The organism is Agromyces sp. S2-1-8, from assembly GCF_021129215.1.
Taxonomy (GTDB): Bacteria; Actinomycetota; Actinomycetes; order Actinomycetales; family Microbacteriaceae; genus Agromyces; species Agromyces chromiiresistens.
Map to the genome: position 1 here is coordinate 2,255,674 of NZ_JAJOLP010000001.1, position 13,202 is coordinate 2,268,875.

Annotated in this window: 8 protein-coding genes and 1 tRNA gene; 7 read left to right on the top strand and 2 right to left on the bottom strand. The window is 70.5% G+C overall.

What is annotated here, in order from left to right:
• Nucleotides 1–2: 2 nt before the first annotated feature.
• Nucleotides 3–641, bottom strand: coding sequence for an MBL fold metallo-hydrolase (locus LR269_RS10265; RefSeq protein ID WP_231430698.1), 639 nt, complete (start codon nucleotides 639–641; stop codon nucleotides 3–5).
• Nucleotides 642–858: 217 nt separating this feature from the next.
• Here LR269_RS10265 and LR269_RS10270 point away from each other — a divergent pair.
• Nucleotides 859–934 (top strand) — tRNA-Glu (locus LR269_RS10270).
• A gap of 141 nt (nucleotides 935–1,075) precedes the next feature.
• Here the strand turns inward: LR269_RS10270 and LR269_RS10275 are convergent.
• Complete coding sequence (locus LR269_RS10275; RefSeq protein ID WP_231430699.1) at nucleotides 1,076–1,786, bottom strand: TIGR00645 family protein; 711 nt, start codon at nucleotides 1,784–1,786, stop codon at nucleotides 1,076–1,078.
• Between the two features lie 209 nt (nucleotides 1,787–1,995).
• Between LR269_RS10275 and LR269_RS10280 the strand changes: the two genes are divergently transcribed.
• From LR269_RS10280 to LR269_RS10305, 6 genes are all read left to right on the top strand, one after another.
• Nucleotides 1,996–3,033 (top strand): TerC family protein, encoded by a 1,038-nt coding sequence (locus LR269_RS10280; RefSeq protein ID WP_231430700.1) that lies wholly within the window; start codon nucleotides 1,996–1,998, stop codon nucleotides 3,031–3,033.
• Nucleotides 3,034–3,168: 135 nt separating this feature from the next.
• On the top strand, nucleotides 3,169–4,044 hold the full coding sequence (locus LR269_RS10285) for a PP2C family serine/threonine-protein phosphatase (RefSeq protein WP_231430701.1): 876 nt from the start codon (nucleotides 3,169–3,171) through the stop codon (nucleotides 4,042–4,044).
• The gene (locus LR269_RS10290; RefSeq protein WP_231430702.1) at nucleotides 4,037–5,260 is read left to right on the top strand and encodes an FHA domain-containing protein; all 1,224 of its coding nucleotides are present in this window, start codon (nucleotides 4,037–4,039) and stop codon (nucleotides 5,258–5,260) included. Before LR269_RS10285 ends, LR269_RS10290 begins: the two co-directional genes overlap by 8 nt.
• Nucleotides 5,260–6,921, top strand: coding sequence for a serine/threonine-protein kinase (locus LR269_RS10295; RefSeq protein WP_231430703.1), 1,662 nt, complete (start codon nucleotides 5,260–5,262; stop codon nucleotides 6,919–6,921). Before LR269_RS10290 ends, LR269_RS10295 begins: the two co-directional genes overlap by 1 nt.
• A complete protein-coding gene (locus LR269_RS10300; protein ID WP_231430704.1) occupies nucleotides 6,918–7,637 on the top strand; it encodes a hypothetical protein in 720 nt (239 codons plus the stop codon). The genes LR269_RS10295 and LR269_RS10300 overlap by 4 nt, the downstream gene beginning before the upstream one ends.
• Before the next feature lie 168 nt (nucleotides 7,638–7,805).
• Nucleotides 7,806–13,160 carry an Ig-like domain-containing protein gene (locus tag LR269_RS10305; protein ID WP_231430705.1) on the top strand — a complete coding sequence of 1,785 codons (5,355 nt, stop codon included), beginning with the start codon at nucleotides 7,806–7,808 and terminating at the stop codon, nucleotides 13,158–13,160.
• Nucleotides 13,161–13,202: the final 42 nt, after the last annotated feature.

The following is a 13,202-nucleotide window of genomic DNA, read 5'->3' on the forward strand; positions in this document are numbered from 1 at the left end:
CCTCAGAAGTCGAGCGTGTCGCCCGGCTCGAGCGGCAGGAACTCGCCGCCGTGCTGTTCGGTCGCCCATGCCAGGCGGGTGTTCGCGAGAGCCTTGCCGGCGCGCGAGAGCAGCATCTCGTGCGTCGCGAAGGCGCGGCGAGGCGCGACCGCCTCGACGTAGTCCATCGAGTCCGACAGCTTCATCCACGGTGCACCCGCCGGGGCGGCGAGCACATCGACCGCGACCCCCTCGGGCACGGCGAACGAGTCCCCGGCGTAGTAGAGCGCGTCGTTCACGAGGACGCCCACGTTGTCGATGATCGGGATCGACCGGTGGATGAGCGCGTGCTCGCCGCCGAAGAACCGCAAGTGGAAGGGGCCGACCTCGACGGCGTCGCCCGCGGCGACGACCTCGACCGGGTAGTGCTCGGCGTCGGCGGCGACCCCCGCCGGCCCGAAGATCCGCACATCGGGATTCATCTCGATGATGCGGTCGAGCTGGTCGGGGGCCCAGTGGTCGTCGTGCTCGTGCGTGATCACGACGGCGACGGTGCCCGCCGACTCGGTGATGGGCGTCGTGAACTTGCCCGGGTCGATGAACAGCTTGTCGCCCGAGTCCTCGATGAGGAGGGCCGCGTGCTCGAGTTTCGTGAGGCGCATGCCTCGAGCCAACACCCGTGCGGCCGGCGTGCGCAAGCCTGAGCGAGCCGATGCGATGCCGGCCGGGATCCGCGTCGTTCCGGCCGCCGTCGCGGCGTTCGCGTGACCCCGCGCGCCCGCCGGCGCCTCGATTTGGAAACCGCCCGAAACGTGTGTCATACTCTTCGAGTTGCCAAAACGGAGCGAGGTTCCCGAGAGGGAGTCCGATCCACGACACGGCCCCATCGTTTAGCGGCCTAGGACGCCGCCCTCTCACGGCGGTAGCGCGGGTTCAAATCCCGCTGGGGTCACCAACGGCAACACGGCAGAACGCCCTCGCGAAAGCGAGGGCGTTCGTCGTTTCCGGGGCGCGCCGGGCCGGGCGCGGCACCGACGGCGGATGCCTCGGAGCGGGCCGCTCCGAGGCATCCGTGTCGGGCCGGAGGCCGGACCGCTCACCGCACGGGCTCGAGCCTCGGATCGGGGGATTGCACGCCCTCCGAGGCCGCATCGGGCCCCGGCGCCGCCGGGACCGGAACGACGACGCCGTCGTGGATCTCGCCCGCGGTGACCCTGTGGTACGACATGCGGTCGATGAGCGCGAGCGCGAGCGCCGACAGGATGAACACGCAGTGGATGATCACCTGCCACATGACGCCCTCGCCGGTGTAGTCGTTGCCGGTCGTGTTCTCGGCGTTCGGGCTGCCGAGGTCGCCGACCTCGATGAAGGTCTTGAGCAGGTGGATCGAGGAGATGCCGATGATCGCCATGGCGAGCTTGACCTTGAGCACGTTCGCATTGACGTGCGAGAGCCACTCGGGCTGGTCGGGGTGATCGTCGACCCTGATCCGCGAGACGAACGTCTCATAGCCGCCGATGATGACCATGATCAGCAGGTTCGCGATCATGACCACGTCGATCAGGCCGAGCACGAGCAGCATGATGTCGGCCTCGGTGAACGCGTGCTCCTGGTCGATGAAGACGCCGTCGACGAGGTGCCACAGTTCTTTGAGGAACACCCACACGTAGATCGCCTGGGCGACGATGAGTCCCAGGTAGAGGGGAGCCTGGAGCCAGCGGCTCGCGAAGATCGAATAGCCGATCAACGAGGTGCCGGGGGCGCGGCGGTACGGGCGGGCGGGGGTGGGCGTCGTTCGGGCGCTCAAGCTCTCTCCTCGGTTCGCGGGGTTCGAGTCTACGTGGGCCCACCGTCCGCTAGACTCGCCTGAGCGAAGGGGAGTATCCCGCGAGGCAACGCCTCGGCCCATGATCGTCAGTACGAGCGCCGTCGTCGCCGCTCCGGTCCTGGGAGTGGCAGCGCCACGAGGGAGAGACTTTCGGGTTCCGTCGTACCCTGATCCCCGAAAGGCCCAACGTGCTCGAACTCCCCATCTGGTTCGAAGTCGGTTCGCTCGTCGTCCTGACGCTCATCCTCGTCGGTGACCTGCTGCTCGTGCTCAAGCGCCCGCACGTGCCCTCCATGCGGGAGTCGACCCTGTGGGTCGTCTTCTACGTCGTGCTCGCCCTCGTCTTCGCCGGGCTCATGTACCTGTTCGCCGGCGGCGAGTTCGCGGGGCAGTTCCTCGCCGGATGGTTGACCGAGTACAGCCTCTCGATCGACAACCTCTTCGTGTTCGTCATCATCATGGCGAAGTTCGCGGTACCGCGGAAGCTGCAGCAGGAGGTGCTGATGGTGGGCATCATCATCGCGCTCGTGCTGCGCGGCATCTTCATCCTGCTCGGCGCCTCGCTCATCGAGAACTTCAGCTGGATCTTCTACATCTTCGGCGCCTGGCTCGTCTGGACGGCCATCCAACAGGTGCGCGGCGACCACGACGACGACGATTCCGAGACCTTCGTCGTGCGCATGCTTCGCAAGCGCGTGCGCCTCACCGACGACTACGACGGGGTGAAGCTGCGCACCACGATCGACGGCAAGCGCTTCTTCACGCCCATGCTCATCGTGTTCATCGCGATCGGTACGACCGACCTGCTCTTCGCGCTCGACTCGATCCCCGCGATCTTCGGCATCACCCAGTCGGCGTTCATCGTCTTCACCGCGAACGTCTTCGCGCTCATGGGGCTGCGCCAGCTGTACTTCATGCTGGGCGGCCTGCTCGAGCGCCTCGAGTACCTGAAGTACGGCATCGCGTTCATCCTCGCCTTCATCGGCGTGAAGCTCGTGCTCCATGCGATGCACGTGAACGAGCTGCCGTTCCTCAACGGCGGCGAGCCGATCGAGTGGGCGCCCGAGATCTCGACGTGGATGTCGCTCGGCGTCATCGTGCTCGCGATGCTCGTCGCGACCGTCGCGAGCCTCGTGAAGGCGCGGGTCGACGCGAAGCGCCGCGGCCACCGGCTGCTCGACGAGGTGCCGCACTTCACCGAGGACCCCGAGCACACCGGCCGCTGAACCGCGACGACGGATCGCCCGCGTTCTCCACAGGCGCGGGCGATCGGTCCGCGGACTTGCTACCGTTGACGGGCGACGCCCGGGCGGCGTCGCTCGGGCTGCCGTCCCGACCATCCCGCCCTACCGAGGAGTTCCGTGCCAGGTGATGCCGAGGGCGTCGTCGCCCTGACTCGCGGCTCCGCGCTCGTCGCGCACTCGGCGCGCACCGACATCGGGCTCGTGCGCAGCGTGAACGAAGACGCCGTGTTCGCCGAGGCGCCCGTGTACCTCGTCGCCGACGGCATGGGCGGTCACGCCCGCGGTGACGCGGCGAGCACGGCGGTCGTCGAGACCTTCCGCCGGCACATCGAGCCGGGCACTCCGCCGTCGCCCGAGCAGGTGCTCGATGCGATCCACAGCTCCAACGACGCGGTCCGCGCGCTGAGCGGCGACGGCGACGAGGGCACCGCTGTGGCGGGCACGACGCTCGCGGGGGTCGCGCTGGTCGACGCCGGCGACTCGGGCGGCTTCCACTGGATGGCATTCAACATCGGTGACTCGCGCATCTACTCGTGGGACGGCCGCTCGCTCGAGCAGATGAGCATCGACCACTCGGCCGTGCAAGAACTGGTGGACGCGGGGCTCATCCGCCCTGAAGAGGCCGAGCGGCATCCCGAGCGGAACGTGATCACCCGGGCGCTCGGGGCCGACGACCTCGTCGAGCCCGACGTCTGGCTCGTCCCCGCTGCCGGCCGCCAGGCGTTCCTGATCTGCTCCGACGGCCTCACGAAGGAGCTTCCCGACGATCGCATCGCCGCGATCCTCGCGGGCGACGCCGCCCACCCGGCCGGAATGGCCGGTGAACTCGTCGAGGCGGCGCTCGCCCACGGGGGCCGCGACAACGTGAGCGTCGTCGTCGTCGAGTCCACGATCGGGGGCGAGGTCGACGACGACGGCGACGCGACGCGCGATCGGGTGCACGAGGCGGTCGAAGAGACGAGACCACGAGACGAGGGGGGTCGCGATGCCTGAGTATCGCGCAGACGAGCAGGGCGATGCGGTCGCCGCGGTGCGGAGCGGGGCCGCGCTCATGGTGTCGGGGCCGACGGCCCCGGCGATCGCGACCGAGCTGTGGCCGGCGCTGGCACCCGAATCCTCGACCGAGGTGATCGAGCGGCTCACCGCCGCCGGCCTCGGCCGCACCCCCGACTTCGCCCTGGTCACGTGGGCGGGCGACGGCGACACGCTGGGGTCCGTGCGCATCATCGTGCGCGGCGCATTCGAGGTCGTCGCGGGCGACACGACCGTCTCGGGCGCCACGGTGTCGACCTGGGCCGAGCGGGTCGTCGACGGTGTCGAGCGGGTCGAGATGTCGGCCGCGGGCGCCGGGGCGGATGCCTCGTGGCTGCCCATCCTCGACGGCGTCGTGCCGACCGCGGCGATCGCGGTGCCGAGCGCGTCGGGCGCCGGCGAGTCGCCTGCGAAGCCCGTCGCCGTGACGGCGGCCGTCTCCGGCGGCGAAGACGCCCCGGCATCCGGTCCGCGCGGTCCTCGTACGGCGCCGACCGTGCTCGCGGGCCCGCCGCGCGTCGAGGCCGGTCGGGTCGACGACGCACCGGCACCGGTCGCGCCGCCGGCGCCGCCAGCCCCGGCCGTGCCGGTATCGGAGCACACGATGGCGCCGATCGAGGAGACGATCGTGGGCGTCTCCGAGCTGGTGCGCCCGCCCGAGCTCGATCTCGACGAGACGATCGCCCGGCCCGCGGGCGAGATCGCCTCTCCGCCGCCCGGCGACGGCGACCACGACGGCATGACCGTCGCGAGTGCCGACATCCGGCGCCTCCGCGCCGAGCGCGACGCCGCCCGCCCGTCCGACACGCCCGCCGAAGGCGCCGCGCCCGCGCCCGTGCCCGAGGTGCGCCTGCGCATGCCCGACGGCAGCTTCGAGCCGCTCGTGCACGAGATCGTGCTCGGGCGAGCCCCGAGCGTCAGCAAGGTGGCCGGCGGCCGGTTGCCTCGGATCGTCACGATCGGGCAGGGCGACGCCGACATCTCGCGCAGCCACGTCCGGCTCGCGCTCGAGGGCGGCACCGTCGTCGTCACCGACCTGCACTCTCGCAACGGCACCCTCGTCGTCGCGCCCGGGAAGGCCCCGGTGAAGCTCCGCGCCGGCGAGCCCACGCCCGTGCTCATCGGCACCGTCGTCGACCTCGGCGGCGGATGGACCATCCAGGTGGTCGGGGACTGATGCGTCGAGCCCCGTCCAGCCCGCCGGAACTGCCCGGCTACGCGTCGCTCGGCCTGCTCGGCTCGGGCGGGTTCGCCGACGTCTTCCTCTACGAGCAGCGGCTGCCGCGGCGCAAGGTCGCGGTGAAGGTGCTGCTCACCGAGGAGCTCGGCCGAGACACCCGCGCGCAGTTCGTCGCCGAGGCGAACCTCATGGCGCAGCTCTCGGCGCACCCGTTCATCGTCACGATCTTCCATGCCGACGTGTCGGCCGACGGCCGCCCGTACTTCGTCATGGAGTACTGCTCCGGCCCGAGTCTCGCCGAGCGCTACAAGCGGGAGCCCTTCTCCGTGGAGGACGCGCTGCGCACCGGCGTGCGACTGGCGGGGGCGATCGCGACCGCCCACGCCGCAGGCATCCTGCACCGCGACATCAAGCCGGCGAACGTGCTCACGAACGACTACGGCTGGCCCGCGCTCACCGACTTCGGCATCTCGTCGAACCTCGAGGGCGAGCTGCCCGTGCACACGGTCACCGTCGCCGAACTCGGCGCGACGGGATCCGGCTCGGGCCAGTCGGCCGTCGGCCTGAGCGTGCCGTGGTCGCCGCCCGAGATGTTCGAGGACGACCCGAAGCCCGACACCCGAAGCGACGTCTTCTCGCTCGCCGCGACCGTCCACACGCTGCTTGCGGGCCGCACGCCGTTCGAGATCCCCGGCCGGCCGAACGGGTCGCTCGACCTCATGGGCCGCATCGAGCGGGGCGCGATCACGCCGATCGGGCGCGCCGACGTGCCCGCGAGCCTCGTCGCCGTCCTCGCCAAGGGCATGGCGGCGCATCGCGCCGACCGCTATCCGAGCGCTGTGGAGTTCGCGCGCGCCCTGCAGCGCGTCGAACTCGAGCTCGGTTACGCGGCCACGACGATCGAGGTCCCGAACCTCGGCGCCGAGCGGGAGCCGGCTCCCGACGACGGGGCCGACGCGACCCGCGCGCGCACGGTGCAGACGGTCGAGGCGCAGGCGCCCCGAGCCCCCGGCGCGGCGATCGGAGCGCCGCCGGTCGCCGCAGCCGCGTCGGCCCCAGCGCCGATCGACGACGACCGGACCCGTGCACGAACGCCGCAGCAGATCGACGCGCAACCGCACCGCACCGCACCGGTCGCCGACGACGCCACGGTGATGCGCGAAGCCTCGGCCGCGGCAGTCGACGAGACGATCGTCCGTCCGCGCAGGAACGTGCCGGAGGCGCCCGGTGCTGCGCCGACCGAGACCCGCGCACCGCGGCGCAGCCGCGTCGGTGCGATCGTCGCGGCCTGCGCGGGTGTCGTGATCGTCGCCGTCGTGGGCATCGCGATCGCCATGTCGGGCACGTTCGTGAATGCCGGGCCCGAGCCGACGAGCGATGCGAACGGCGAGGACGCGCTGCTCGAGGTCGCCGTTCCAGCGCCGGAGGTCGAGTTCACCGGGGCGGAGGGGTCCTCCGCCGTGTTCGAGGTCACGCATCCCCGCGCCGAGGAGGGCGACCGCTATCGGTGGGAGCGCGCCGACGGTTCAGGCAAGACGGAGGTCACCGACGAGTCGACGATCATGGTCGAGAACACTGCTGGGGGAGTCGTCTGCATCGACGTCGAGGTGCAGCGCGGCAGCAAGACATCGGAGCCGGTGAGGGGATGCTCGGAATGAGGCCGTTGCGCGTCGAATACTGCGGGGAGTGGTACACGGTCGAGGCTGGAGGCGATCCGTTCACGATCGGACGGGACTCCGACCTCACGATCGACGAGAACCCCTACCTGCACCGAACCTTCCTCACGCTCTCGAGCGAGTACGGGCTGTGGTGGCTGTCGAACGTGGGCCAGCTTCTCGCGGCGACCGTCTCCGACGCCACCGGCAGCGTGCAGGCCTGGGTGGCGCCCGGCGCCAAGCTGCCGCTCGTCTTCCAGACCGTGCACGTCATGTTCAGCGCGGGAGCGACGACCTACGACTTCACCGTCCATGCCGAAGAGGACTTCTACAACACGTCCCTCACCGCGACGCCGGTCGACGGCGGCACGACGGTGATGCCGGTGACGCTGACGACGAGCCAGCGGTTGCTGGTCGTCGCGCTCGCCGAGCACGTGCTCGCGCAGCCGGCGGCCGGTCGCGCCGCGGTCCCGACTTCGGCGGAGGCCGCGGCCCGCCTCGGCTGGAGCATGACGACCTTCAACCGCAAGCTCGACAACGTCTGCGAGAAGCTCGATCGCATCGGCGTCGACGGCCTCCGCGGCGGTCGCGGCAAGCTCGCCACCAATCGACGGGCCCGGCTCGTCGAGTACGCGGTGGCGACCCGGCTCGTGAGTGCCGACGACCTGCCGCTCCTCGATCGGCCGGCCCCCGACGCCGACGACGCTGCGCGGGCGTGACGCCCGCCGCTGTGCCGACGACGCGGCACGATCGCACCGCGACGATCAGCGACTGTTGCGCATGGGGACGACTCCCCATGTGACCGCGTCGGATCCCCGTGTTACCGTGTACCCCGTTGTGGGGGCCGATCGGCCCGATCCGATTCGTGGTGCATCAGGGGAGAAGTGGTGGGATCCTTCACGTCCTGGGTGCGCACGCGCAAGGCGACGGCGACGACGCTCGCACTCACGCTCATCGCGGGGGTACCGCTGACCTTCGCGGTGCTGCACCAGGGTTTCCCCGTGACCGACCCCGACCTCGACGCGCGAGACGTCTGGGTCCTCAACGAGCACGATCTGCTCGCCGGCCGCCTCAACCGGCCGATCGGCGAGCTCGACGCGGCCGTCAACACGGCAACGAACGAGTTCGACGTCCTGCAGAACGGCGACGACGCGTTCCTCTACGACCGCAGCATCGGCTCGATCGAGCGCATCGATCCCTCGTTCACCACGCTCACCGAACGCATCGACGTGCCCCCGGGCTCGCAGGTCGCCTACGGCGGCGAGGTCATCGCGGTGCTCTCGCCGAAGGGCGAGCTGTGGACGGTGCAGGCCGGGTCCGCGCTCTCCTTCGACGCCGCCGGCACCGACCCGCTCCTGAAGCTCGGCGAGGGGGCCAGGGTCGCCGTCTCGAGCGAAGGCACCGTCTTCGCGACCCGACCGGGCAAGAAGGCGCTGTACACGATCGCCGTGGGCGCCGACCCGCAGAAGCGCAGCACGCCGAAGCTCGGCGAGCACCAGCTCGCCGCCGTGGGCGAGCGCGCCGTCATCCTCGACGAAGACCAGAACCGCCTGATCTCGGGCGACGTCGCCGTCGACCTGCCCGAGCAGGGCCTGCGACTGCAGCAGTCCGGCGCCGAGCACGACGTCGCCCTCGTCGCGAGCGCGGGTGCACTGCTCGAGGCACCGCTCGCCGGGGGAGAGGTCCGCGTCATCCCGAGCGGTGGCGAAGTCGAAGCCGAGAAGGCGTCGCAGGTCGCGGCACCGGTCTGGCTCAACGGCTGCGCGCACGGCGCCTGGGCGAATTCGGCGAGCTACCTCGCCGCCTGCGACGGCGAGGACCCCCGGTCGCAGGAGATCGAGCAGAAGACGGCGGGCGGGCGGCTCGAGTTCCGCGTCAACCGCAACGTCATCGTGCTCAACAACCTCTCGAACGGCAACGCATGGCTGGTCGACTCCGACCTCCGACTCGTCGACAACTGGGAGGAGGTCACCCCGCCCGAGGAGTCGGACGACGAGGAGGGCGAGGAGAAGAGCTCCCGCCAGAACTTCGAGGACACGCTCGCGGAACGGGGGCCCGTCAACCGTCCTCCGGTCGCGCGCGACGACGAGTTCGGCGTACGGCCAGAACGCACGACGATCCTCGAGGTGCTCGAGAACGACACCGACCCCGACGGCGACGTGCTCACCGTGGCCGAACTGCCGGCCGTGAGCGGTGCGCAGGGCCGACTTGAACTCATCGACGGCGGGCGAGCGCTCCAGTTCACCCCCGATGACGGTGCGGCGGGCACCGCCTCGTTCCGGTACTCCGTCGACGACGGACGCGGGGGCGTCGCCGAGGCATCCGTGAACGTGCGCATCACGCCCGAGAGCGAGAACGAGGCGCCCGTGTCGATGCGCACCGCGGCGACGAGCGTCGAGCAGAACCGGCAGATCTCGTACAACGTGCTGGCCGACTGGAACGACCCCGACGGCGACGACGTGTACCTCGTGAACGCGTCGCCGACGAGCGGCGACTCCGTGCGGTTCAGCCCCGACGGCCAGGTCACCTTCGGGCACCGTTCGGGAGAGCTCGGCACGAAGGAGGTGCAGTACGTCGTCTCCGACGGGCAGACCGAGTCCGCCGGCACCCTCGAGGTCGAGGTGAAGCCCACCGGCACCCTCAACCCGGTCGGCACGCCCGACTTCGCGCAGGTCTTCGTCGGCGAGGCGGTCGCGATCGAGCCGCTCGCGAACGACCTGACGCCCTCGGGCGCCCCGCTGTCGCTCGCCGGCGTCGAGGAGGTGCCCGACGGTGCGACGGTGACCCCGAACCTCGAACGCGGCACCATCACGTTCTCGGCCGACGAGCCGGGCGAGTACGTCTTCCTCTACGACCTCGCCGCCGACACCGCCGTGAGCGTCGGCCTCATCCGCGTGCAGGTCGCCGAGACGCCCGACGACGAGCCGAAGCCCATCGCCGTGAAGGACACGGCCTACCTCCGGCCGGGCGAGCCGACCACGGTGCCGCTCCTCGCGAACGACGTCTCACCGTCGGGCCGGGTGCTCGCCGTGCAGTCCGTCGACGACTCGGCGACCGACGACCTCGTCTCCGTCGAGATCCTGACGAACACGGTCGCACGCGTCACGGCCTCCGAGGCGATCGACCGCCAGCTCGAGTTCGAGTACACGATCTCCGACGGCGTGAACACCGCGACCGCGAGCGTCGCCGTCGTGCCCGTGCCGCCGCTCGTCAAGCACCAACCGCCCGTCGCGGCCGACGACAGCGTGAACGTGCGCGCGGGCGACATCGTCACCGTCCCCGTGCTGCGCAACGACTACCACCCCGACGCCGCGGCGATCCACGTGCTGCCCGAGCTGTCGAAGGTCGACGCCGAGGGCGGCCTCGCGTTCGTCAACGGCGACGAGGTGCGGTTCCAGGCTCCGAAGACGCCGGGCGTCTACAGCGCGGTCTACACGGTCGGAGACGACTTCGAGCAGACCGCGCGCGCGACGGTGCACTTCACGGTGGTCGGTCCCGACCCCGCCAACAACCGTGCGCCGCTTCCGACGCCGCTCACCTCGCGCACCTTCGAGGGTTCGGCGGTCAAGATCGACGTCCCGCTCGACGGCATCGACCCCGACGGCGATTCGGTGACGCTGACGGGCATCGCCTCGGCGCCGTCGCTCGGGCGCATCCTCGAGCGCACGAGCACGTCGATCACCTACGAGGCGTTGACCGGATCCGCGGGCACCGACACCTTCCAGTACGAGGTCGAAGACACGCAGGGCGCGAAGTCGAAGGGCACCGTGCGCATCGGCGTCATCCCGCGGCCGGCGGTGCAGCTGCCGCCGAAGGCGGTCGACGACACGATCGAGATGAAGCCCGGCCGCACCGTCGGCGTCGAGGTGCTGCTCAACGACTCCGACCCGTCCGGCTACCAGCTGCGCGTCGCGGGGCTCCCCGACGTCGACGAGGGCATCGAGGCCGAGGTCCGCGACCGGCGGCGCGTCGTCGTGACGGCCCCCGAGACCGAGGGCGCGTACACAGTGCGGTACGAGATCTCGAACGGTCACGGCGGCGCCGATGCCGCCTTCCTGCAGATCGCGGTCTCGAAGGACGCCGTGATCCCGCCGCCCACCGCCGAGGACCAGGTCATCGAACCCGAAGAGGTCGTCGACGTCGACAAGGTCAACGTTCGCCCGCTCAACGATGCGACGAACCCCGGAGGACTCGTCGAGGACCTCAAGGTGAGCGTCGAGGGCCCCAACGCCGATCGCGCCGAGGTGCTCTCCGACGGCAGCATCGACGTGAAGCCGGGCCGCGATCGGTTCGCGGTCGCCTATCGACTGACCAACGAGCTCGACGAACTCGATGCGATGGCGTTCGTCATCGTGCCGCCGATCCCCGGCGGAGACGAGGAGCCCGTCGTCGAGGAGACCCAGCGGCCGAAGACCCCCGAAGAGCTCGCCGCCGAAGAGAAGGCGAAGTTCCCCGCACCGCACCTCGCCGACATGGAGCCGGTCGTCGTGCCGATGAACGGCAGCATCACCTGGGACGTCGACGACATCGTCGTGGTGCCCTCCGGCCAGCCGCCGCTCATCCTCACGGCGTCGGCGACGAACGCGGGCGAGGCGCCCATGGTCGACGGCCAGACGCTGCAGTACGTGCCCGAGCAGGATTACCGGGGCTCTGCCGCCGTGACGTTCCAGGTGACCGACGGCAAGAGCGCGACCGACCCCATCGGCCGCGTCGCGATCCTCACCATTCCCATCACGGTCGGCGATCCGAACTTCAACGACACCCCGCCGACGTTCACGCCGCGCACCGAGACGATCGAGGCCGGTGAGGCGCCGCTCGACGTCGACCTGCGCTCGTCGACCTACCAGCCGAATCCCGACAACATCGAGCGCGTCGAGTACACGAACCTGTCCGGGACGACGGACGAGATCCAGGCGTCGATCGACGGCGGAACGCTGAAGGTCTCGTCGGAGCTCGGCGTGCAGCCGGGCACCTCGACCCGCCTGACCTTCGACCTCAAGTTCGAGTCGTTCACGGTTCCGGGCTATGTCGACGTGAAGGTCGTCTCCTCGACGCGCGCGAAGCCCATCGCCAAGGACGACGGTCCGATCGAGATGGTGCGCAGCGACTCGAAGCTCGTCGACGTCCTCGAGAACGACTTCAACCCGTTCAACGCGGAGGGCGAGAAGCTGCGCGTCGTCGCCGCCGAGATCGACTCGGCGAGCGTGGGCTCGAACGCGTCGGTGAGCCACACCGAATCCGACATCACGGTGCGCACCGGTGCATCGTTCACGGGCGAGCTCAGCGTCATCTACCGCATCGGCGACGCCACGATGGACCCGGCGCGCGAGGTGCAGGGACGCGTCACCGTGATCGTCAGGGATCGGCCCGACCCGCCGACGCTCACCGCCGCGACGAGCGGAGACGGCAACATCCAGGTGACATGGCGCGCCAACGCCACGAACAACTCGCCGATCACGGGCTACATCGTGAGCTACGACGGCGGCTCGAGGGAGTTCGGCGAAGCCGCAGCCGGCACGCCGCAGACGATCGACGGCCTCCGCAACGGTGCGGCGTACACGTTCACCGTGCGCGCGGTCAACGCGAAGGGCACGTCCGACGCGTCGAACAGCATGACCCAGACGCCGTACGGCACGCCGACCCAGCCCACGAACCTGCGCACGGGCGGCATCGGCTACGCGCCCGCCGACGTCACGGTCGCGTGGGATCCGCCCGCCGACACGGGTGGCGGAGGCGTGCAGTACTCCACACAGATCGACGGTGGCGGTTGGTCGGGCTGGGGCACGGCCCAGTCGCGCACGTTCGGCAACCTCGGCGCCGGCAGCCACACGGTCGACGTCAAGGCGAGGAACAACGGCAGCGGCAAGGAGGGCCCCGCGAACTCCATCAGGTTCAGCGTCGAGAACCGTCCGCCGCCCCAGGCTTCGGGCTCGATCGGCAAGGGCGGGAGCCGCGCCTGCGACAGCGGCGGCAGCGGTTGCGCGAACGTGCGCATCAGCTGGAGCAACATGGACCCGGGCCGCTACCAGGTGTACGTGACCGTCAACGGCTCGTGGGACAACTACAAGGGGACCTACGACGTCGGCGCGGACGGCCGACTCGAGCTGCAGAACCACCTCGGCCGGCGTGCCGCGGGCGAGACGATCGCGGTGCGCTTCGAGAACGTCAGCGGCGGCACCTCGAAGACCCTCGGCGCGATCAGCGGCAGCCAGTGGAACAGCATCCCGTACAACACGTGGTGACGCGTGTGACCCGACGGCAACGAAGCAAGAGAGAGACGAAAC

Excerpts from the sequence above, each read along its gene's own strand:
- LR269_RS10265 (WP_231430698.1), bottom strand. The coding sequence starts at position 641 with ATGCGCCTCACGAAACTCGAGCACGCGGCCCTCCTCATCGAGGACTCG.
- LR269_RS10295 (WP_231430703.1), top strand. The coding sequence starts at position 5,260 with ATGCGTCGAGCCCCGTCCAGCCCGCCGGAACTGCCCGGCTACGCGTCG.
- LR269_RS10290 (WP_231430702.1), top strand. The coding sequence starts at position 4,037 with ATGCCTGAGTATCGCGCAGACGAGCAGGGCGATGCGGTCGCCGCGGTG.
- LR269_RS10300 (WP_231430704.1), top strand. The coding sequence starts at position 6,918 with ATGAGGCCGTTGCGCGTCGAATACTGCGGGGAGTGGTACACGGTCGAG.